Annotated in this window: 22 protein-coding genes; 13 read left to right on the top strand and 9 right to left on the bottom strand. The window is 59.5% G+C overall.

What is annotated here, in order from left to right; genetic code table 11:
- The first annotated feature begins 112 nt into the window (after positions 1–112).
- The 9 genes from lgt to ASTEX_RS05690 all read left to right on the top strand — a co-directional run bounded on the left by lgt (position 113) and on the right by ASTEX_RS05690 (position 9,028).
- Complete coding sequence (lgt, locus tag ASTEX_RS05730; protein ID WP_013478664.1) at positions 113–1,009, top strand: prolipoprotein diacylglyceryl transferase; 897 nt, start codon at positions 113–115, stop codon at positions 1,007–1,009.
- Positions 996–2,069, top strand: coding sequence for a class I SAM-dependent methyltransferase (locus ASTEX_RS05725; protein ID WP_013478663.1), 1,074 nt, complete (start codon positions 996–998; stop codon positions 2,067–2,069). The genes lgt and ASTEX_RS05725 overlap by 14 nt, the downstream gene beginning before the upstream one ends.
- 102 nt (positions 2,070–2,171) lie before the next feature.
- Positions 2,172–2,948 carry a peptidoglycan editing factor PgeF gene (pgeF, locus tag ASTEX_RS05720; RefSeq protein WP_013478662.1) on the top strand — a complete coding sequence of 259 codons (777 nt, stop codon included), beginning with the start codon at positions 2,172–2,174 and terminating at the stop codon, positions 2,946–2,948.
- Positions 2,945–3,304, top strand: coding sequence for a nuclear transport factor 2 family protein (locus ASTEX_RS05715; protein WP_013478661.1), 360 nt, complete (start codon positions 2,945–2,947; stop codon positions 3,302–3,304). Before pgeF ends, ASTEX_RS05715 begins: the two co-directional genes overlap by 4 nt.
- Before the next feature lie 121 nt (positions 3,305–3,425).
- Entirely contained in the window at positions 3,426–4,361 is a 936-nt protein-coding gene (locus ASTEX_RS05710; RefSeq protein ID WP_013478660.1) for a ribose-phosphate pyrophosphokinase, read from the top strand.
- 400 nt (positions 4,362–4,761) lie between these two features.
- The gene (locus ASTEX_RS05705) at positions 4,762–6,012 is read left to right on the top strand and encodes a hypothetical protein (RefSeq protein WP_013478659.1); all 1,251 of its coding nucleotides are present in this window, start codon (positions 4,762–4,764) and stop codon (positions 6,010–6,012) included.
- Positions 6,013–6,335: 323 nt separating this feature from the next.
- Complete coding sequence (locus tag ASTEX_RS05700) at positions 6,336–6,923, top strand: 50S ribosomal protein L25/general stress protein Ctc (RefSeq protein WP_013478658.1); 588 nt, start codon at positions 6,336–6,338, stop codon at positions 6,921–6,923.
- 188 nt (positions 6,924–7,111) lie between these two features.
- Positions 7,112–7,720: an aminoacyl-tRNA hydrolase gene (gene pth, locus ASTEX_RS05695; protein WP_013478657.1), complete on the top strand. Its 609-nt coding sequence runs from the start codon at positions 7,112–7,114 to the stop codon at positions 7,718–7,720.
- Between the two features lie 18 nt (positions 7,721–7,738).
- The gene (locus tag ASTEX_RS05690) at positions 7,739–9,028 is read left to right on the top strand and encodes a glycosyltransferase (RefSeq protein WP_013478656.1); all 1,290 of its coding nucleotides are present in this window, start codon (positions 7,739–7,741) and stop codon (positions 9,026–9,028) included.
- 38 nt (positions 9,029–9,066) lie between these two features.
- On the opposite strand, the gene ASTEX_RS05685 is transcribed toward ASTEX_RS05690, so the two are convergent.
- Complete coding sequence (locus tag ASTEX_RS05685; RefSeq protein ID WP_013478655.1) at positions 9,067–10,638, bottom strand: serine hydrolase; 1,572 nt, start codon at positions 10,636–10,638, stop codon at positions 9,067–9,069.
- A 141-nt stretch (positions 10,639–10,779) separates the two neighbouring features.
- On the opposite strand from ASTEX_RS05685, the gene ychF reads away from it, so the two are divergent.
- Positions 10,780–11,892, top strand: a complete 1,113-nt coding sequence (gene ychF, locus ASTEX_RS05680; RefSeq protein ID WP_013478654.1) for a redox-regulated ATPase YchF — start codon at positions 10,780–10,782, stop codon at positions 11,890–11,892.
- Positions 11,885–12,529, top strand: a complete 645-nt coding sequence (locus ASTEX_RS19240) for an STM3941 family protein (protein WP_013478653.1) — start codon at positions 11,885–11,887, stop codon at positions 12,527–12,529. Before ychF ends, ASTEX_RS19240 begins: the two co-directional genes overlap by 8 nt.
- Here the strand turns inward: ASTEX_RS19240 and ASTEX_RS05670 are convergent, their stop codons facing one another.
- The 4 genes from ASTEX_RS05670 to petA form a co-directional block, all read right to left on the bottom strand.
- Positions 12,530–13,255 (bottom strand): HD domain-containing protein, encoded by a 726-nt coding sequence (locus ASTEX_RS05670; protein ID WP_013478652.1) that lies wholly within the window; start codon positions 13,253–13,255, stop codon positions 12,530–12,532. It lies immediately after the preceding gene.
- Positions 13,256–13,516: 261 nt separating this feature from the next.
- Positions 13,517–14,386: a cytochrome c1 gene (locus ASTEX_RS05665; protein WP_013478651.1), complete on the bottom strand. Its 870-nt coding sequence runs from the start codon at positions 14,384–14,386 to the stop codon at positions 13,517–13,519.
- Positions 14,387–14,391: 5 nt separating this feature from the next.
- Entirely contained in the window at positions 14,392–15,687 is a 1,296-nt protein-coding gene (locus tag ASTEX_RS05660) for a cytochrome b (protein ID WP_013478650.1), read from the bottom strand.
- Between the two features lie 10 nt (positions 15,688–15,697).
- Positions 15,698–16,237 carry a ubiquinol-cytochrome c reductase iron-sulfur subunit gene (gene petA / locus ASTEX_RS05655; RefSeq protein WP_013478649.1) on the bottom strand — a complete coding sequence of 180 codons (540 nt, stop codon included), beginning with the start codon at positions 16,235–16,237 and terminating at the stop codon, positions 15,698–15,700.
- Between the two features lie 228 nt (positions 16,238–16,465).
- On the opposite strand from petA, the gene ASTEX_RS05650 reads away from it, so the two are divergent.
- Entirely contained in the window at positions 16,466–16,945 is a 480-nt protein-coding gene (locus ASTEX_RS05650) for a tRNA (cytidine(34)-2'-O)-methyltransferase (protein ID WP_013478648.1), read from the top strand.
- 10 nt (positions 16,946–16,955) lie between these two features.
- A complete protein-coding gene (hemF, locus tag ASTEX_RS05645; RefSeq protein ID WP_013478647.1) occupies positions 16,956–17,870 on the top strand; it encodes an oxygen-dependent coproporphyrinogen oxidase in 915 nt (304 codons plus the stop codon).
- Between the two features lie 8 nt (positions 17,871–17,878).
- Here the strand turns inward: hemF and ASTEX_RS05640 are convergent, their stop codons facing one another.
- From ASTEX_RS05640 to ASTEX_RS05625, 4 genes are read right to left on the bottom strand one after another with little or no spacing between them, the layout of a single operon-like run.
- The gene (locus ASTEX_RS05640) at positions 17,879–18,589 is read right to left on the bottom strand and encodes a type 1 glutamine amidotransferase (protein ID WP_013478646.1); all 711 of its coding nucleotides are present in this window, start codon (positions 18,587–18,589) and stop codon (positions 17,879–17,881) included.
- A 21-nt stretch (positions 18,590–18,610) separates the two neighbouring features.
- On the bottom strand, positions 18,611–19,840 hold the full coding sequence (locus ASTEX_RS05635; RefSeq protein WP_013478645.1) for a CCA tRNA nucleotidyltransferase: 1,230 nt from the start codon (positions 19,838–19,840) through the stop codon (positions 18,611–18,613).
- A gap of 33 nt (positions 19,841–19,873) precedes the next feature.
- On the bottom strand, positions 19,874–20,380 hold the full coding sequence (locus tag ASTEX_RS05630) for a DUF1285 domain-containing protein (RefSeq protein WP_013478644.1): 507 nt from the start codon (positions 20,378–20,380) through the stop codon (positions 19,874–19,876).
- Positions 20,377–20,910, bottom strand: coding sequence for a GNAT family N-acetyltransferase (locus ASTEX_RS05625; protein WP_013478643.1), 534 nt, complete (start codon positions 20,908–20,910; stop codon positions 20,377–20,379). Before ASTEX_RS05625 ends, ASTEX_RS05630 begins: the two co-directional genes overlap by 4 nt.
- Between the last annotated feature and the right edge of the window lie 43 nt (positions 20,911–20,953).

Raw genomic sequence — 20,953 nt, 5'->3', positions numbered from 1 at the left:
TCACACTGTGCGCATATAGTGCGAATGGCGACTGAAAGAAAGTTTTTCACGATTCTTGCCCCCCTTCGATGATTCCTTTAGGTCATTGAATACAGTTCACAGGTTTCTGAGCATGACCCTGCCCGACATTGATCCCGTCCTTTTACACATAGGCCCTCTCGCCCTGCGCTGGTACGCGCTGGCCTATGTCGCCGGTATCGCATTGGGTTGGTGGTATCTGACGCGCGTGATCCACAAGGAGTCTTTGTGGGCACCCTATCCTGCCCCCCTTTCGCGCGAAAACCTCGAAGACCTGATTATCTGGATGGCGCTTGGCATCATTCTGGGCGGACGCGTCGGTTACGTCCTATTCTACGATCTGGCACCCATTCTGAAAAATCCTCTGCAATTCTTTAAGGTGTGGGAAGGCGGCATGTCCTTCCATGGCGGATTTATCGGCGTCTGTATCGCGGGCGTGCTTTATAGCCGGCGTCACAGTATCAATCCGTGGACACTGGGTGATCTTCTGGCCTGCGCCGCGCCGATAGGGCTGTTCTTTGGCCGCATTGCCAATTTTATCAATGGCGAACTGTGGGGCCGCACCACTGATGCGCCATGGGGAATGGTCTTCTGTAACCGCTATACGCCCGTCGATGTATATGGCCATTGCGTTGCAGGCTATCTACCGCGCCACCCCAGCCAGTTATACGAGGCGGTGCTGGAAGGCATTGTGCTGTTTGTCGTCGGCTACCTACTCGTCCACGTATGGCGTAAACTGCGTCAGCCCGGCCTGATTATGGGCGTTTTCATTGCGGGATACGGACTTGCCCGCGTGCTGGTCGAATTTGTGCGCGAGCCCGACGCTCAGATGCTGCCCTTCTTCAAGCACGTGATCACCATGGGGCAGACCCTGTCGCTACTGATGATAATGGGCGGCGCCATAGCCATCTGGCTGGCCCTACGTGGCAAGACCCTGCCCGCCGGGTTTACAACGACGAATGAAACGAAAGCGCCTGATGGCCTCGCTTAAAACCCGTCTGATCGAGCAAATAAAGCTTGAAGGCCCGCTGACCATTGCTGATTATATGTGGGCCTGCCTGTTCGACCCGCAGGAAGGCTATTATGCCACACGCCCGGCTCTGGGCGAAGCGGGCGACTTTATTACGGCCCCGCTGGTGACGCAGATGTTCGGCGAACGCCTCGCCCTGTGGGCCATGCAGGCGTGGCAGGATATGGGTGCGCCCGCGAAGATTCGTGTCCTTGAAATCGGCCCCGGCGACGGCACGTTGATGGGCGATCTTCTGCGCACTTTTCGCGCCCTGCCGGCCTTTGTAAAGGCCGCGGAGATTGGTCTGATCGAACCTTCACAGCCCCTGCGCGCCTTACAGACGGACAGGCTGGGTGAGGTGCTCCATTACGATAGCCTCGACCACGTACCGACCGATGCGCCTTTGCTCATCATCGCCAATGAAGTGCTCGATTGCCTGCCTGCCCGGCAGTTTCAACTGACGCCCGACGGCTGGTTTGAGCGCTGTGTCGGCATGCATGAGGGCGAACTCGTCATAGGTCTTGTCCCCGCACCACAGGATTTCAAAGCTCCCTTTGCCGCCGAAACCGGTCAGGTTTGCGAAGTCTCTCTGGCGCAAAACCGCCTGATCGAGGCCGTCGGCGCGCTGATCCATGAGGCAACAGGTGCGGCGCTGTTTATCGACTATGGCCGCGACCGCCCCGAGCCTGGCGATACGCTACAGGCGCTGTATCGCCACGAAAAGACAGACCCTCTGGCCGAACCCGGCGCGCACGACCTGACCCAGTGGGCGGATTTTCCGTCGCTGGCGATTACGGCACTGAACATGGGGCTGGGGGTCAGCCAGATCACACCGCAGGGTGTTTTCCTGCAACGTCTGGGGATTATTGAGCGCTTCGACGAACTGCGCGCGGAAAACCCAGAGGAAACCGACCGGCTGGCGCGGCAGGTCCATCGCCTGATCGCGGGCGAGGAGATGGGCGAACTGTTCAAGGTGCTGGCCCTCAGTTACCCCCGTGACCTGCCGCTCGCGGGCCTTGCGCCGATCGAGATCGGGGCCTAGTAGAGCTTAGCCTTCATACCTTCCCAGTTTACTGGGGAGGAGGACCGCACGACGCGAAGCTGACATGCGGTGGTGGGGGCTCTTAATTTCACAGGCGCTACAATGACCCTGCCCCGTATCCAGCACCCGCTCCTCGACTTGCCGAACATCCAGCACGGCTTTTTCACGCGGCTCGGCGGCGTCTCGCTCTTTCCTTACGAGTCGCTCAATGTCGGTCAGGGCTCCAAAGACACGCCCGAGAATATTCTTGAAAACCGCCGCCGCGTCGCCGCCAGTTTTGGGCAGCCCGAAGAGCGCCTGCTCAACTGTTATCAGGTACACTCCAAAATCGCCGTGATGGTCGATGACCCGTGGCCCAGCGAAGACCGCCCGGAGGCCGATGGTCTGGTCACCACCACCGCCGGGTTGATTTTAGGGGCTTTGTCAGCCGATTGCGCCCCGATCCTGTGGGCCGATCCTGTCAATGGCGTCGTCGGCGCCTGCCACGCGGGCTGGAAGGGCGCACTGGGCGGCATGATCGAAGCCGAATACACGGCGCTTCTGGCCAAGGGGGCCGAAGCGCGGCACCTGCGCGCCGTAATCGGCCCGTGCATCGCGCAGGCCTCCTATGAGGTGTCGGCTGACTACGAAGAAACTTTTCGTGCCCAGGATGCTGACAGCACCGCCTTCTTTGTTCCAGGCAAGACCGCCGGCAAACGCTATTTCGACCTGCCGGGCTTCTGCTTGATGAGGCTGAAGCGGCTGGGCGTGACACAGGTTGCGACCACAGGCCACGACACCTGCGCCGAAGAAGCACTGTTTCATTCTAACCGCCGGAGCTTCCTGCGGCAGGACCCGGATTATGGCCGTCTGATCAGCGCCATCATGCTGCGTCCATGAAACGATCAGCAGAAGACGTCGTGAAAGGGCAACTTGACGCCTATAATGCCAGGGATGTGGACGGGTTTCTGTCCTTCTGGGCCGAGGATGCTGAAATCTACGCCCATCCGCAGACTCTTCTGGCCAAGGGACATAGGGCTATCGGTGAGCGCCATCTGATCCGCTTTCAGGAACCAGACCTTTACGCCCGTCTGATCAGCCGCAGTGTGATGGGTTCAACTGTTATCGACACCGAGTCCGTCACCCGCAATTTCCCGGAAGGTGTGCGGCTTGTTGATGTGGTCGGCATCTATGAAATTGAAGGTGAAACGATTAAGCGCGCATGGTTCATCACGGGCACGCCAAGAGAGCCATAAATCCAGCGATAATTTTAAGGATTTGCGACGAATCGGGCTTGCCCAACAGGTCTCACCTGTTAAAAGCCGCCGCATGTAAAACACGCTCGTGTTTCCCACCCTGCCGCCCCACAGGTTCCCCATGAAATTGCTATCGGCCAATTCCAACCGACTGCTGGCTCAGGCCATCGGCGACTATCTCGACATGCCCCTGACCAAGGCGCGCATCGAACGCTTCGCCGACAAGGAAATCTTCGTCACCATCGACGAAAACGTGCGCGGTGAGGATGTATTTGTCATCCAGTCCACCAGCTATCCGGCCAATGACAATCTGATGGAGCTGCTGATCTGCATCGACGCCCTGACGCGGGCTTCGGCCAAACGCATCACCGCCGTCATCCCCTATTTCGGCTACGCCCGTCAGGACCGCAAGACTGGCGGTCGTACCCCCATTTCGGCCAAGCTGGTGGCCAACCTGATCGTGCGCGCCGGGGCGCACCGCGTCCTGACCATGGACCTGCACGCCGGTCAGATTCAGGGCTTTTTCGACATCCCGACTGATAATCTGGTGGCCATCCCCTTTATGGCCAAGGACATCAAGGCCAACTACACGAACGCCCATGAAATCATGGTGGTGTCGCCGGACGTGGGCGGCGTGGTGCGCGCCCGCGCGTTAGCGGATCGTCTGGGCGGTGATCTGGCCATCGTGGACAAGCGCCGTCCGCGCGCCGGCGAATCCGAAGTGATGAACATCATCGGGGACGTAACCGGCCGCAATTGTATTCTGTTCGACGATATCGTCGATTCCGGCGGCACGCTGGTCAACGCCGCCAAGGCGCTGATCGACCGCGGGGCGACCTCAGTTTCGGCCTATATCAGCCACGGCGTCCTGTCGGGCAAGGCGATGGAGCGCGTTGAAAATTCGGTGCTCAAGGAATTGGTCATTACCGACTCGATCGAAGCGCCAGAGCACGTCCGCAATCATCCCAAGGTGCGTATCGTCGGTGTCGCTCCGCTGATCGGCGAAGCGATCCGCCGCATCGCCAACGAAGAGTCGGTTTCCAAACTCTTCGACTAAGCTCCCGACCGAAAGGCATCCTTCCGGATGCCTTTTTTATTTCTCATTAGGCCAATGTTAACCGTAAGGAGGGGGCGCCCCTCTCACGGAAATGTTATTTTCGTTTTGACGCGACTCAGAGGCGGCGGCGACCAAAAAAGCCATATTTTTGGCGCTTTTATGAGGACTTCTGCTGACAGTTGAATTATTCCTGACAGCCTTGTGGTCGGCCGTTTTGCCGGTATCATGCCCTCGCCGTCGGGTGGGAAATGCCGCCCGCTTAGAGTGCCTGACATAGTAAACAGATGCGGAAGCTTTGCCGCACGACCTACTGTTTGTCTGCGCCTTGGGGTTTGCGCTCGATCAACCGACGTCTCGTATATTGCCCGCCCTTCCGGGCATCCGTATTGGGGAGTTTAGTATGAAATTCACGACCGGAACCGGCCGCAGGCCGCTCTTCTTGGCCGTCACCGCGTCGATTGTGGCCCTCAGCCTGGCCGCCTGTCAGACCGACGCGCCACCGCCCGCACCTCCCCCGCCGCCGCCCGCGCCAGCTGGCCCGCCGGTGTCGCTGGCCCCCGCTATCTCGGATGCCGCCTCGGTCTATGTCACCTATGTCGAACAGGCACGGGGGATGAGCGCGGATTTCAACGACGCGTCTATGGTGCAGGCAAAGTTGAGCCAAGGCGCCTCTTATGAGCCGAAGCAACTGGCGCGTGGGGCTATTGCTTATGCAGCAATCGTCGCTATGCAAGAACCGGCCTTCCGCTCTCAACTGCGCGCCTATGCCTCCGACGACGCCGCGCGTCACGAACTGGTAAACAAGCTTTTCAGCAACCCGGCCTATGCTGCGGGAATCCCGGGTGCCAATATTGCCGCCCGTCGCGTAATTTTGGCCCTGTCTTCAGACGGTGAAATGCTCTACGCCAAGGGTACGGCGATGAAGCAAGCCGCCTATTCGATCCAGAAGCAGGCGTGGTCCAAGGGCGTCCTCAGCGATCCAGCGGGCCGTCTGGCTGCCACAAAGCTGTCGTCTTCGACAGGTCGCGGCGTGGCCACTGACGAAAGCGCCCGACTGTTGACCGCCGCCCTGACTGGCAATGGCCTGACCACGCACGCCAGCACGGGCACGGCTACGGCCGAAGCCGCCGCCTACAACGCGACCGCAGCGACCAGCACCCCGGCTCAGCCGCTCAGCACGACCGGAACGGCGCCGGTGTCTTTCGATCAGGAAACCCTGTTCAACACGCCCTATACCTATGGCGTGAACCGGGCGCTGGCGATCGCTGCCATCTCCATTCTGGGCGAAGGGACCGGCCCCAACGAAGCCGCGGTCGTGGCCCTGCTGAATGAGCAGCAGTCGCCGCGCTGCCTTGGCGAATCAAAGCTAAACCTCAACCAGTGTCTGGCCGCCTCGCGCTTCCACTTCGACGATGTGTTCTGCGTTGGGCAGCACATCATGATGGATACGGGGAACTGCATCGGCGAACTGTCTTCGAACGCGCTCAACCTGTCGCCGGACCGCGAGGTCAAGTTGCGGGCCGATGGCACCGAAGAGTTGAGGTATGCCAACGCCAAGCCCTACATTAAACCGGAACCCGTCAAGAAAACGTCCGCCAAGAAGACTTCGAGCAAAAAGACCGCCTCGCCGGCCAAGAAGAAGTCCTCCTGACCGATCGGGGGGAACCTGGTTTTCCCCAGTGGTTTCGGTTGTTATCCTGAAAATCCCCCAAGGTCGGCACATGACGCCTGAGGGGGATTTTTGCTTTTATATGCGTAGCTGTCTGAAAAACCCACCCTTGAGCGGGAAAAAGCCGATTTTTCCGCTTTCTGACCAGTTGCGTCTCGGGACGTTAGCGTGTATCTACGCGCCCTCTTGAGATTTTCGGGGTTTCCCCACGCCGTGTCCATTGTGTTGCCCGCGCCTCCCTTACGGAGGTTTCAGAGGGCGGGCATTGAAACTGACGCGGCGCATTTTGTTTGAGGAACAGGCTAATGGCCGATATCGTACTAGACGTTGAAATCCGTGAGCGCACCGGCACCGGCGGCGCCCGCGCCACCCGCAATGAAGGCAAGGTTCCGGGCATTCTGTACGGTGGTGATAAGGCTCCTGTGGCTATCGCCGTTAAGCTCAACGAATTCCGCAAGGCGCTCTATACGGGCAAGCTGGCTGGTCACCTCGTCACGCTGAAGTACGGCGAAGAAACCCAAAAAGTCATCGCCAAGGCGATCGACTTCCACCCGGTCACCGATGTGCCGGTTCACTTCGACCTGTATCGCGTCGATGAAACCCAGACCATCAAGATCAACGTACCCGTTCACTTCAAGAACCACGAAGCCTCGCCTGGCATCAAAAAGGGTGGTGCGCTGACCGTGGCCTTCCACGAGCTGGAAATACAGGTTCCCGCCGGTCACATCCCGGAAGACGTCGTGGTTGACCTGTCGGGTCTTGACATCGGCGCGTCTGTCCACGTTGGCGACCTGAGCCTGCCGTCGGACGTTACCGCCGTTCCCGGCAAGGACGTCGTGATCGCGTCGATCACCGCCTCGGCCGCTGAAAAGAGCGAAGAAGCTTCCGCCTAAGCCTGTTAAGGGTTTTGCACGGAATAGGATAAAGCCCTGTCCTTACCCTAAGGACAGGGTTTATTTCTGTGTGAAACCCGACGAATTCGCTTCGGGTCTGTGCAATTCGGCATGTTCGCTCTGCCATTTTTTTGATTAGATCACCGTTCATTGAGTACGGAATCGATTTGAGCTGATCGGAGCCCGCCTTGTTTCTTGTCGTTGGTCTTGGCAATCCAGGTACGCAATATGCGAAGAACCGGCACAATATCGGTTTCATGTTTATCGATCGCCTGATCGATAGTGCTAACTTCGGCCCCGTGCGCAAAAAATTTCAGTCCGAAGTCGCCGAAGGTACGGTCGATACGCCCACGGGCCCTGCGAAAATACTTGCCATGAAGCCGCAAACCTTCATGAACCTGTCGGGCAATGCCGTTCTGGAAGCGGCGACCTTTTATAAGATCAAGCCAGACCATATCCTTGTATTTCATGATGAACTGGATCTGGCTCCGGGGCGCTTCCGGCTGAAAATGGGCGGTGGCCATGCGGGCCATAATGGTTTACGCTCCATTATGGGACATCTCGGGCCGAACTTTGTGCGTGGGCGCATGGGGATCGGGCACCCGGGACAAAAGGAACTGGTACATAGCTGGGTCTTGTCGGACTTCTATAAGGCCGAGGACTGGGTTGAGCGTTTGTGTGACGCCTGCGTCAAGGCGCTACCTCTGGCGCTTTTGGGGGAAAGTGAAAAATACATGACCGAAGTGATGCGTTTGAGCCCGGCTCCGAAATTCGATCCTAAAAAAGTCGTTCAGTAGGACTTAGAAGGTTAGACGATGCCGACCGCGCCTCAAATCGTTCTGACGACCTTTGGTTCGCTTGGGGATTTGCATCCCTTCATGGCGTTGGGCCTTGCGCTGAAACGCCGTGGGGTCAGCGTCGTGCTGGCCTCGCACCCCGACTATGAGGGTAAGGTCGAGGCCGCCGGGCTGAAATTCCTCGCCTGCGGCCCAAGCATGGAGACTTATCGCCAGAATCTGGGCATCGACGCCGCGCAGATCATTCGCCATTTTTCGCAGGACCACGGCTTCATGCTGAAGCACCTCGTGGCCCCTTATATCGAACAAGGACTGTCCGAGCTTCGCCCCATTGTGCGGCAGGCCGATCTGGTCGTTTCCTCCTCCTATGCCTACACGGCGCATCTGGCGGCGCGCCTCGAAGGCCGGCCCTTCTCCACCGTCGCCCTGCAACCGGCTGTCATGCTGTCCGCCTATGATCCGCCCAAGCTAAAGGACGCGCCTCTGGTGCTGTCGCCACGCACCGAGCTGGGCCGGCAATATAACCGCGCTATCTTCTGGATCGGTGAAAAGAAGCTGTCGGGCTGCCTTGCCCCCATCCGCGCCATCTATGCCAAGTACGGCATCAACATGGAAATCAGCTTGGGCGGCGTGCAGTCGGATCGGATGACGCTGGGCCTCTATTCCCCTTTGATCGGCGATGTGGCCCCGGATTTTCCGCCTCATACCGAGATCGTCGGCTTCCCCTTCTTCGATTCCGAAGATGGCCGCCGCAGTGAACTGCCTCCGCAGCTTGAGGCCTTCCTGTCCGCCGGTCAGGCGCCATTAGTGTTCAGTCTGGGCTCTACAGCCGTCTATGACGGTGAAGACTTCTACCGCACAGCGGTCAAGGCGGCGAAGGCACTTCGTCAGCGCGCCGTGCTACTGGTGGGAGGTGAAAGCCCGCTGCTCAATGACGACTTTGGGTCGGATATTCTCTGCGTCCCCTACGCGCCGCACTCGCTGCTGATGCCGCGTGCCCGCGTCAATATTCACCACGGTGGCATCGGTTCTACGGCTCAGGCTTTGCGCGCCGGGCGACCGCAACTGGTTACCCCGGTCTTTGGCGATCAGTTTGACAACGGCCGCCGCATCGAGCGTCTGGGGACCGGCTTGTCGATCACCTTCGACCGCTGGCACAAACATTCGGCCATTCGTCTGCTGGATCGTCTGCTGTCTGACCCTGCCTTTGCCCATAAGGCCGAAGCCGCTTCCGCTGTCGTTGCGCAGGAAGACGGAGCCGAACGCGCCGCCGAACGCCTGATGCAAAGCCTGCCGGTGACGGTTTAAGACGAAGGGGCCGCGGCCCCCTTCACCCCGTTACTCGCCTATATTTTTCGCAGATCAAGATCCTGATAGTCGAAGCTGAAATCGGCCAGCGGCGAGTAGGCCACCAGCTTCATACCGGCGACCTTGCCGTCCTTAACTTCGAACGTCACCACGGCGTCCTCACCCCAGCCAACCGGGAAGCGCGTGCGGAAGACGTCCGGTCCAAACACCTCCAGCGGACCTTTAAGCCGCGGCGTGCGGGTGAAATCCAGCGTCAGGCGCGCCGTCTTGCCCTTACCGCTCACCGCCACCGTCACATCGCCATACCAAGGATCACGATAGGTGCCGGCATAGGCCGTTAGTGGCAGGGACGGGCCGCCCGGCTGCGCCTTGGGCGCATCGGCCAGCGCCTTATCGGCCGCCTTTGCCGTGCCTTCGGCCGCCGCCTTGAGCCAGTCAAAGGTTGGCGCACCAATGAGCAGGTCCAGAATGGCGTTGCGAATCTGCCCGCTCGCCCCATCCTCGACATTGGTATAGACGGCAACCCCTATGCCCTTTTCCGGCAAGAGGGCCTGCTGCGTCACCTGGCCGACCAGCCCGCCGGAGTGCGACACTAGCCGCAGGCCGCGATAATCCTGTATGAACCAGCCCAGTCCATAGGTACGGAAAAGCGCTGCCGTCGGCATTTCCGGCGTCGGCCCCATCCCGGCGCCGACCACCGTGTTGGGCTTCCACATTTCGCGCGACGAGGCCTCGGAAAACAGCCTTTGCCCATTGGGCATCACGCCCTTTTCCAGTTGGGTATGCAACCACGGTAATATGCCCGTCACGCTGGTGACCAGCCCCGCCGCCGGCGAAAAGGACAGCGTCTCTTCCGGCAGCACCACCTTATAATCACCCATGCCGCGCAGCGGGCCGGTCAGACGCGCGTGACGCCCGGCCACATTGTTCCCGGTCACATTCGGCCAGCCCAGCACCGTATCGGCCATGCCCAAGGGCGTCAGCACACGGTCGGTCACAAAGCGCTCATAGGTCTGACCCGACACTCGCTCGATCACCAGACCGGCGATTGTAAACATGACATTGTTATAGGCATAGCCTGACCGGAACGGGTATTGCGGCTTTAGATATTGTACGCCCTTGAGCTGATCTTCACGTGTATGGTCCGATTCCGGGAACAGCATCAGATCGCCCTGCCCCAGGCCCAGACCCGCCCGGTGCAACAGCAGGTCCCGCACCGTCACAAGCGGTGTCAAGGCCGCGTCGTACATTTTAAATTCGGGGATATAGCGCACGACCGGCGCGTCCCATTCGACCTTTTTCTCTTCGACCAGAAGGGCCAGAGCGGCCGCCGTAAAGGCCTTGGTATTGGAGGCGACGCCGAACTGGGTATGCACATCGACCTTGTCCGTCTTGCCCAGCGTGCGGACGCCATAGCCCTTTACGTAGTCAGGCTGACCCGGCCGGATGACGGCGACGGCCACGCCCGGCAGGGCAAACTTCGCCATGAAGGCTTCGACGATGGCGTCGATCTGCACCGTGTCGGAGGTCTGCGCAAAGGCAGGCAGGGCCGTCGCCGCCGCAAGGCCCGCGCTAAGGGTGAGGAACGAACGACGGTCGGTGCGCAGCATGGTCATATCCTTGCAATAGACACCTTACCCTATCGCGCCGGCTTTTGATTGCGCAAGCGTATCCGTGTCTAAAACACTGGCCTTGCCGGGGAAAATGCGTTAGGCAGCGGGCCAATTTCTCTCTTCTCCGCTTGGAATCCCATGGCCCTGAAAGTCGCAATCGTCGGTCTGCCCAATGTCGGCAAGTCCACCCTGTTCAACGCCCTGACCCAGACCGCTTCGGCCCAGGCTGCCAACTACCCCTTCTGCACCATCGAGCCGAACACCGGCGAAGTGGCCGTGCCAGAGCCGCGCCTTGAGGTGCTGGCCAAGATCGTAGGTTCAAAAGAAATCATCCCGGCCCGCATCAACTTCGTCGATATTGCCGGTCTGGTGCGCGGCGCGTCGAAGGGCGAAGGCCTCGGCAATCAGTTCCTTGCCAATATCCGCGACTGCGACGCCATTGCCTTTGTGGCGCGCTGCTTCGTCGATACGGACATCACCCACGTCGAAGGCCGCATTGACCCGCTGGCTGATCTGGAAATCATCGAAACCGAGTTGATGATCGCCGATCTGGAATCGCTGGAAAAGCGCCTGCCCCAACTCGAAAAGCGCGCCAAGTCGGGTGGCGACAAGGACGCGGCCCTCACCGTGTCGCTGATCAACGCGGCCTTGGCCGAACTGCGCGACGGCCGCCCGGCCCGCGTCGCCTATGAGAAAGGCAAGATCAGCAAGGAAGACACTAAGGCGTGGGAGATGCTGCAACTGCTGACCTCCAAGCCCGCCCTGTACGTCTGTAACGTCGATGAGGCCTCGGCTTCGACGGGCAACGACTTGTCGGAGATCGTCTCCAAACGCGCCGCCGCCGATCACGCCAAGTCGGTGGTCATTTCAGCGCAGATCGAGTCGGAAATCGCGCTGCTCGATGCCGATGAGCGTCAGGAGTTTCTAGAAACCCTTGGCCTCGAAGAACCGGGCCTCAACCGTCTGATCCGCGAAGCCTATGCGCTGCTGGGTCTGCAATCCTACTTCACTGTAGGCCCCAAGGAAGCGCGCGCCTGGACCATCCATGTCGGCGATACCGCGCCGCAGGCCGCCGGTGTCATTCATACGGACTTTGAAAAGGGCTTCATCCGCGCCGAAACCATCGCCTATGAAGACTTCGTGAAGTTCAACGGCGAAGCGGGCGCCAAGGAAAACGGCAAGTTCCGTCAGGAAGGCAAGGAATACATCGTCAAGGACGGCGATGTGATGAACTTCCGCTTTAATGTCTAAGGTACCTAGGGGCATTACAGAATTGAAGCCTATCGGCGCGAGCAAGTGGCGTCTGGCTTTGGCAGGCTTGGGGGCTCTGGCATTCACCGCCATGGGCATACTGATGATGACCGAAGCCGATGCCTCTTCGTTTCAGCGTCTTATGGGAGGGTTTTGTGCTCTCTTCTTCGGCATTTGTTTTGTGGCACTGATCTACGCGCAACTAGCGCAACACGCACTGCATGTTGGCGCAGCCGGGTTTGCCATTGGCAAACCTGGCAATTTAAAAATCGTCCCTTGGTCTGATGTGGAAGAAATTTCCCTATATAAAATGTCGGGACAGACCTTCATCGTCATCGCTTTACACAACAATGAGGCCTATTTGGCCAGATTTAGCGAAGCCGAAGCCCAACGCTGCGCGAAAATCGGCAGAATTATCAACAGCTTGGATAACACCATAGTTGCGGGTGGTCACATCTCAAATGCGCCGCCCTTTCCAGACAATCTATCTGCCGGACATCGCGCACTGGCTAAAAAGTTGATCTACACACGCCGGAAATATGGGGGCGAGTTCCTGCTCACATGGGCCCAGCGTGACCGCCCTGCTGAGGCATTCGCCGCATACCTGCACACATTTGTGGCTCAGGCCCGCGTGTAATCAGATTTCTTCGTGAAGATATTCAATAAACGCCTTCATGCGGGCGTGGCGCAGATCGGCCATATCGCGACCGGAGGCCGTCTGAAAACCGGATTTCAGCTTGAACAGCTTGGTTTCAAAATGATCCAGCGCAAAGCTGAGATCATCCAGTTCGCGCTCCTCGGCCTTGGGGTCGAATGGATCGTAGAGGGCGCTGTTCATGCGTCCGGCCGTGTAGAAGCAGCGTGCGATGCCGACAAAGCCGATGGCGTCGAGGCGGTCGGCGTCCTGCACGATCTTGGCTTCCAGCGTTTCCGGCGCAACGTTGGCACTGAACGAATGGCTCAGGATGGCATGAGCGGCGGCCTCTCTGCCCGCGGAGTCCCAACCCAGTGCCGCCAGTATGTCGCTCGCCTTTTCCGCAGACAGGCGCGAGGCTTCGGCACGTAGCGGAGAGTTTTTCTCGACCTGAACGCAATCGTGCAGCAGGACCGCTGCCGCGACGATTTCGGCATCACCGCTTTCGGCGGCGCAGAGGGTCATGGCGACCTTGAAAACGCGCTGAAGGTGCGAGACGTCGTGCGAACCGTCGTCGCTATTGCCCAGCACATGCGGCAGTAGCGCTTCGGCAAGAGCCTCATGCGGCGCAAAGGACGCAGCCAGACGCGAGGCCATCATCCTCTGCAGGGCCTGAGCATCAGGAAACCGGCTGGCGCCTTTGGAAACGGGTTGGGTCTGACAATCCATGGACGACTCGATACTGTCCCCTGCCTCAGGCTGATCTGTAGCACGTGATCACGAACCGATGTGCCCTTTTACACCCGTCAAGCGATCACTTTTTTGAAGCCACCAACAGAAAAGCCCCCGGCGAACCGAGGGCTTTGTTGTCAAGCGTCGTCATGACGTGTCGAAAATGACTGGCTTCCGAGAACCGAAGCGGAGCGTACCTCAGTACGTGAGGATCGAATCGCAGGAAGACGGCCGTTTGCAGAGCGTCAGGGTGGCGCGTCAGTGTTTTCCGTGCCAGAGCTTGCGATACGCCGCATACGTTACACCGGCGAACAGCAGGAGATAGATCAAAACGCCCACACCGGTCTTCTTACGAAGCGTGGCGTGCGGATCACCAGCCCATTCCAGGAAGGCGGCGACGTCGGCAGCCATCTGGTGCGTGGTAGCCTTGGTGCCGTCGTCATATGTGACCAGATCATCTTTCAGCGGCGGAGCCATAGCCAGCACACCACCGGGAGGTACGTGCTTGGGATCGCCCTTCCAGGCGCTGTGCAGATCACCCGCCATGTAGGGGTTGTAGTGCTGCCCCTCATTTACGGTCAGCCCCTTCGGAGTCCCCACATATCCCGTCAGCAACGAATAGACATAGCGGGCACCGCCGTGACGCGCTTTGGTGATCACCGACAGGTCTGGCGGAATCGCTCCACCATTGGACGCGGCCGCAGCGTAGGTGTTGGCGAACTTAGCCGGAAAGTGATCGGACGGTGTCGCCGGACGGGTGATGGCGTCCCCCGTGTCCGTGTCAACGTCCGGCACTTCGAACTCCGACGCGATCTGCTTGACGACCGGATTGTCATTTGGGTTCTTGTACTTCTCGTCGTAGAAGGGGCCGCCCTTCTGACCGAGGTTACGGAACGACATCAGGGTTGCCGAGTGGCAGTTGGAACAGACTTCGCGGAACACCTTATAGCCGCGCTGGAGCTGGCCCTGATCGAAGGTGCCGAACGGCCCCTCGAAGCTGAAGCCTTCCTTGGGCGCGTGCGGATGCTTGGCCCCACCGGCCGCAAAGGCCGGTGCCGACAGGGCGAGAGTGGCGGCGATGGCGGCCAGTCCCAGAGCCTTGAGACCTTTTGTCATGATAGCGGACATGTGACTTAAGCCCCCTTCTTCTTCGCGTGTTCGGCAAGGATGGCCTCGCTGATGGATGCCGGAACCGGCAGCGGATCTTCCTTCAGGCCGACCCACGGCATGATGAGGAGGAAGAAGGCGAAGTAGTAGAGTGTCAGCGCGCGCGTCAGCCACAGGTAAGAGTTAAACTCACCATCCAGCAGGGTGAAGCTGGGCAGACCCGGCACCACGGGGGCGTCCGGAAGCTGCGCCCCGCACCAGCCGAGACCAAGGCAGACCACGACGAAGATCACGAAGAACCAGCGCATCACCGGGCGGTAACGCATGGAGCGCACCTTCGACGTGTCAAGCCAGGGCAGAACGAACAGCACGGCAATGGCACCGAACATCGCAATCACGCCCCCGAACTTGTCGGGGATGGCGCGCAGGATGGCGTAGAAGGGCAGCAGATACCATTCGGGCACGATATGCGCCGGGGTCACCAGCGGGTTGGCCGGGATGTAGTTATCGGCGTGGCCCAGTGCGTTCGGCATGAAGAAGACGAAGATCGAGAAGAGGATCAAGAAGAAGATGATCCCCAGACCGTCCTTCACCGTCGCATACGGTGTGAACGGCACAGTGTCTTCCTTCGACTTGATATCGACGCCCGCCGGGTTGTTCTGCCCCACAACGTGCAGCGCCCATATGTGGAGGATAACCACACCAGCGATCACGAAGGGCAGCAGATAGTGCAGCGAGAAGAAGCGGTTGAGCGTCGCCTGATCCACCGCGAAGCCGCCTTGCAACCAGGTCAGGATCGGACCGCCGATGACGGGGATCGAACCGATCAAGTTGGTGATAACCACGGCACCGTGGAAGGACATCTGCCCCCAGGGAAGGACGTAACCCATAAAGGCCGTCGCGATCATCAGGAAGAAGATCAGGCAGCCCAAAATCCACAGGACTTCGCGCGGGGCCTTGTATGACCCGTAATAAAGTCCGCGGAACATGTGAACAAACACGGCAAAAAAGAACATCGATGCGCCGTTGGCGTGCACGTAGCGGATCAGCCACCCGTAATTCACGTCGCGCATGATGCGCTCGACGGAATTAAAGGCCAGATCGATATGCGCCGTATAGTGCATGGCCAAAATGATGCCAGTCACGATCTGGATCATCAGACAGACGGACAAGATGCCGCCGAATGTCCACCAATAATTCAAATTGCGCGGCGTCGGATAGTCGACAAACGAATCGTAGGCGAGTCGAACGATCGGCAGTCGCTGGTCGAGCCACTTCTCGACGCCGGTCTTCGGCTCATAGGTTGACGGATGGTCGCTCATGATGCCCCTCTTAACCGATCTTCACTTTGGTGTCGGACAGGAACTGGAAGTCCGGCACGGCCAGATTCTTCGGTGCCGGCCCCTTACGGATGCGACCCGAAGTATCATAGTGCGAACCGTGGCAGGGGCAGAACCACCCGCCGTAATCGCCAGCCCCGAACGTCGGCACGCATCCTAAGTGCGTGCACGAACCCACGAGGATCAGATACTGTTCCTTCCCTTTTTTCACGCGGTCGGCATCCGTCTGCGGATCCTTGAGATCCGACAGCTTGGCGTCCTGCGCTTCTTTGATTTCCTTGGGCGTGCGATAGCGAACGAACAAGGGCTTACCGCGCCACTTGATCACCACCTGCATACCTTCTTGTACCTTCGACAGGTCGAATTCCGTCGAAGCCAGAGCCAGGGTGTCAGCCGCGGGGTTCATCTGATCGACCAGCGGCGGAATAACCATCGCCACTGCGCCTACGGCGGCCGCACCCGCGGCTATATAAATGAAATCGCGGCGGTTCGGGTCCCCATGACCGCCATGATCCGTAGCAGGTTCGCTCACCTTGACACCTCTTCGTCTTGCGCTCAATGCGCCGACCCGACCGAAACGGGCGGGACGCTTACCTCAATGCTCGCCGCCACAGGGCGGCCATAATTCTTATTGACCTGCGACCCCGCCGGTGGTTTTCCCCGACAAGACACAGATAGCTCCTCTTACCTGTCAGAGGTCTTTCCGTCTATAGCGGCATTTGCGCGCCGAAAAAATCCTCTGTCCAAAATATGGCATAAAATGCGTCTGGCCCTTTTTCAACCGGATATTCCACAGAATCTAGGCAGTGCGCTACGTTTATGCGCGTGCCTTGATGTCGCACTGGACGTCATCGAACCCTGCGGCTTTCCCCTCAGCGACCGTGCCATCCGACGCGCGGCGATGGACTATGGCGGTCAGGCCGATGTCACGCGGCATGATTCGTGGGCGGCATTTCTGAACAGGCGCGACGATTGGCCGCAGGACACCCGTATTGTCCTCTTTACCACCAAGGGAGCCGAGCCCTATCAAAACTTTCAGTTCGGGCCGCATGACATCCTGCTAATGGGCCGCGAAAGCGCGGGTGTCCCCGACGACGTTCACAACGCCGCCGAGGCACGTCTGCTGATCCCTATGCGACCGGGTATGCGCTCGATCAATGTCATCAATGCCGCCGCCATGGCGTTAGGCGAGGCGCTTCGCCAGACGCAAGGGTTTGCCCCAACCACGCCAATAGCCTAAAAAGAACACTATGACCGCCCCCGCCCCCCTCTCCGCCCCGCTTTCTGCCGATACCCTGACCACGCGCCAGCAGGCCGCGGCCGTCTGGTTCCGTTCCTTGCGTGACCGCATCTGCGCCGCGTTTGAAGCGCTGGAGGACGCGGCCCCTGAGACCTTGTACGGACCAACGCCCGGCCGCTTTACACGTAAGCCCTGGACACGCTCTGACGCTGAGCACGGCGACGGCGGTGGCGGCGAAATGTCGATGATGCACGGACGGCTGTTCGAAAAGGTCGGTGTGCACATCTCGACCGTGCACGGCACCTTCAGCCCGGACTTCGCCAAATCCATACCGGGGGCGGCCGAAGACCCGCGCTTTTTCGCCACCGGTATCAGCCTGATTGCGCATATGTGGAACCCGCACGTCCCGGCAGTGCACATGAATACGCGCTTTATAAACACCACTCAGAGCTGGTTCGGCGGCGGGGCGGACCTAACGCCGCTTCTGGCCGCCGATCGCCGTGAAGACGCCCCACAAGCCAAGGCCTTTCACGCGGCATTCGAAGCGACCTGCGATCACTTCGCGCCGGACTATTATGCGCGTTTCAAAAGGTGGTGTGATGAATACTTCTTCCTGCCTCACCGCAACGAACCGCGCGGCATTGGCGGCATCTTCTATGACCACCTCAACACCGGCGATCATGAGGCGGATTTTGCTTTCACCCGTGCGGTGGGCGAGACGTTTCTCGATATTTATCCGCGGCTTGTGAGCGAACGCTCTGAGGTGACGTGGACCGAAGGGGAGCGCGATCAACAGTTGATACAACGCGGGCGCTACGTCGAATTCAACCTGCTCTATGATCGCGGGACGCTGTTTGGCCTGAAAACCGGTGGCAATGTGGAATCGATCCTGTCGTCCATGCCACCGGCAGTGAAGTGGCCGTAGCTTTTCTTCTACGCAGCCAGGAACCTTGAAATCGCTGCGAGCACATGGTCGCGCGTCGTGCCGGCCTTGAGGCTGTCCATTGCCTGATCGACCAGATGCTCGGAAATGCGCCAGCCGCGGCGGCTCATCCACAGATCACCGGCAAAGTTTTCACAGAATTCCGGATGGCACTGGAACGAAATCGCCTTGCGGTCGGTGTAGGCCAGTGCGCCATAGGGCGTAAAGTCTGAACCGGCCAGCACCACCGCCGTATCCGGCTTTCTAACCACCTGATCCTGATGACTGACCGCAATGCGGATCGACGACAGGTCCGTCGTAGCCAGTTCGCGCCATAAGGCATTGTCATGAATGGTATATTCGTGCAGGCCGACGCCCCAGCCCTTGTCTGATTTTTCCACGTGACCGCCCCAGGCCTGCGCCATCACCTGATGACCGAAACAGATGCCGACCACCGGCACCTGAGCATCCAGCCCTCTTAGCCAGTCGATGAGGTTCGAAATCCACGCATGATCCTCATAAACCCCAGCGGGTGAGCCAGTGATCACAACGCCGGTGAGTTCGTCATCTGGTCCCGGCAATTCACCTTCCATAGTGCGAAATACGCAAAACTGACGCTCTGGCGCTGCCAGATGCGTGCGAAACATGTCGGCATAGGTGCCGTAGGTTTCACTCAGATTCTCCGGCGGCACGCCAGTTTCGAGAATGGCAATGTAGGACATAGGGCAAACAGCAACGGGTTTTTACTGGCCCCTTATGTTTGTCTGTTTGGTTATGGCGTCAATGGCGTCTTCAATCACGATTGGTGAGAAATCGTGTGCAATCCATTCCGCCTCGATACGGCGCAGGGTCTGGCCCAGTTCGGGGCCGGGCGCGAGGCCAATCGAGATCAGCCGCGCCGACTTTAACGGAAAAACGGGCACCTCGATCTTCTTCAGGTTTTGATCGAGCGCTTTCCACGCTTCTGGACTTAGCCCCGCTTCGGCCCCGCGCAGCACAAGCCCATCGCTGATCGCATGCCGCCCATAGCGATAAAGGCCACGTCGCAGGGCGGCCAGTGACGCTGTGATGTCCACTTCGGCACAGGCGACGGCGGCCGCGCTCAGACGGTCGGCCATGCGACTGGACAGACGCAGACGTAGAATTAAGGCGGTTAGTGTCTCACCCCATCCCTGACCGCCGACCAAAATAATCAATCGTTGAATTGGATCCGACGTCAGGGGGAAACCCGCTTCAACGCGTTCGGCATTCACCGATGCGCCCGGCACCACGTGCGCCATGACGCCGGTTTCGGTCATCCGCCGCACGACGTTTACCGGGTCGGCAATGCCGAGCAATTTGAACAGTTCCTGCTGGATACGCTCACCCGACAGGCTGTCTATGCCCGCGCGCAAGGCCACGCACGCGCTTAGGGACGCTGCGTCGAGGCCTGTACCATGGCTGGCACTAAAACGGAAAAAACGCAATATTCTCAGATAGTCTTCGCGAATTCTTGTCTCGGCGTCTCCGATCAAACGCACCCGAGCGGCCCGCGCGTCGTCAAATCCCTGCCCCGTCGGATCGAACACCTCGCCGCGAATATCGGCATAGAGGGCGTTGAGGTAAAGGTCGCGGCGCTGTGCGTCGCGGCTCCAATCGGTGGTATAGCTGACCACGGCGCGTCGGCCATCGGTTTCGACGTCTTCGCGCAGGGAGGTGATCTCGAAAGGCTGCCCGTCAATCACCGCCGTAATGGTGCCAAAGGCCTTGCCGGTCGGGACGTGGCGGATACTCGCCGCCGACAATGCCGCCTCGGTAGCGTCGGGCGTCAGTTGCGTCGAAAGGTCCAGATCGCCCGGCGTGCGGCCCATGACCACGTCGCGCACGCAGCCGCCGACAAAACGCACGCAGCCCGCACCTCCCGCCGCTTCAAGCGCCGCAAAGACCCGCTGAACCGCAGGGGCGGTCATTTCCGGAGGAAGCGCGATATGCACAAAAAGCCGCCTTAGGTTTCTTGAAGTCGCAGCCTATGCTGAAACCACCGGGATTTCAAACCCCTGCCCATCCAGTTTCAGACGCACGATTTCGCCGTCCAGTTCCGCCGTCTCGAACAGACGGGCCGCGCAGGCTCGTGTTAGGCGCCCCCACAGATCGCCACGCACCCGCATCCGCGGCCGCCACTCTTCACCCTTTACATCAATGACCAGCGGATGCGTGTCTGACAACGGAAGTGAGACGCCCTGATCGCTGCGGAAAACCCTGCCCTCGAAATCGATAATGCGAAACGGCAAATCCTCAACCTGGATGCTCAGCTTCTCAACTGGGGTGACCAGCACATAGCCTTCTGCGTCACGGCGCAGCAACCTTGAAAACAGGCGCACGAGCGCCGGGCGGGCGATGGGCCGGCCTTCGTGCAGCCAGACGCCATCTCGGCGGATTAAGATATCAATGGCGCCGCATAAGGACGGCTGCCATGACTCAACGGGATAGTCTTTATCAGGAAAACACGCGGCCTCAGTTAGCCAGCCGTTCATTTGTCCACCGCACCCGTCAGAGGTTCGCCCTTATAGGCGGGGTTATAAAGGACCATCAGGCGACGCGAATCGACGGGTCCCGGCAGGCTCAGCCCCTCCGCCTTCGCAAAGCCAAAGTTCTGAAAATAGGACGGCGTGCCAACCAGCAGTATGGCGGTTACGCCCGCGTCAAAAGCCGCCTTAATAGCGGTACGGATCAAAGCGCGTCCGATCCCCAAGCTTTGGTGATCTTCGTCAACGGCGATCGGCCCTAGAAAGGCCATTTCGCCTTTGAGCGCCTGATCGGCATCGCGCACCTTGACCGGCCACAGCCGCACCGAACCAATAATGGCGGTTTCGTTGTGCCCGCCCTGTTCGATACGATGCATAACGAACGACAGACTGGGAAACGGCTGATTGCCTTCGCGCAGGCGTTCCGCCGTCTTCGCGTAGCGGCCGGGTCCGAAGACGCGGTTGACCAGCGCATCAGCGGCCTCACGCTCAGCCTGCGCCTCCACGGTAATCAGACGATCAAAGGCATAGCTATCCACGGCCAGACCTGACTTACATGCAACCTATGCCACAAAGCGGCAA

The sequence above is a fragment of the Asticcacaulis excentricus CB 48 genome (assembly GCF_000175215.2).
GTDB lineage: Bacteria > Pseudomonadota > Alphaproteobacteria > Caulobacterales > Caulobacteraceae > Asticcacaulis > Asticcacaulis excentricus.
This window is presented reverse-complemented; position numbering and strand designations above follow the sequence as displayed.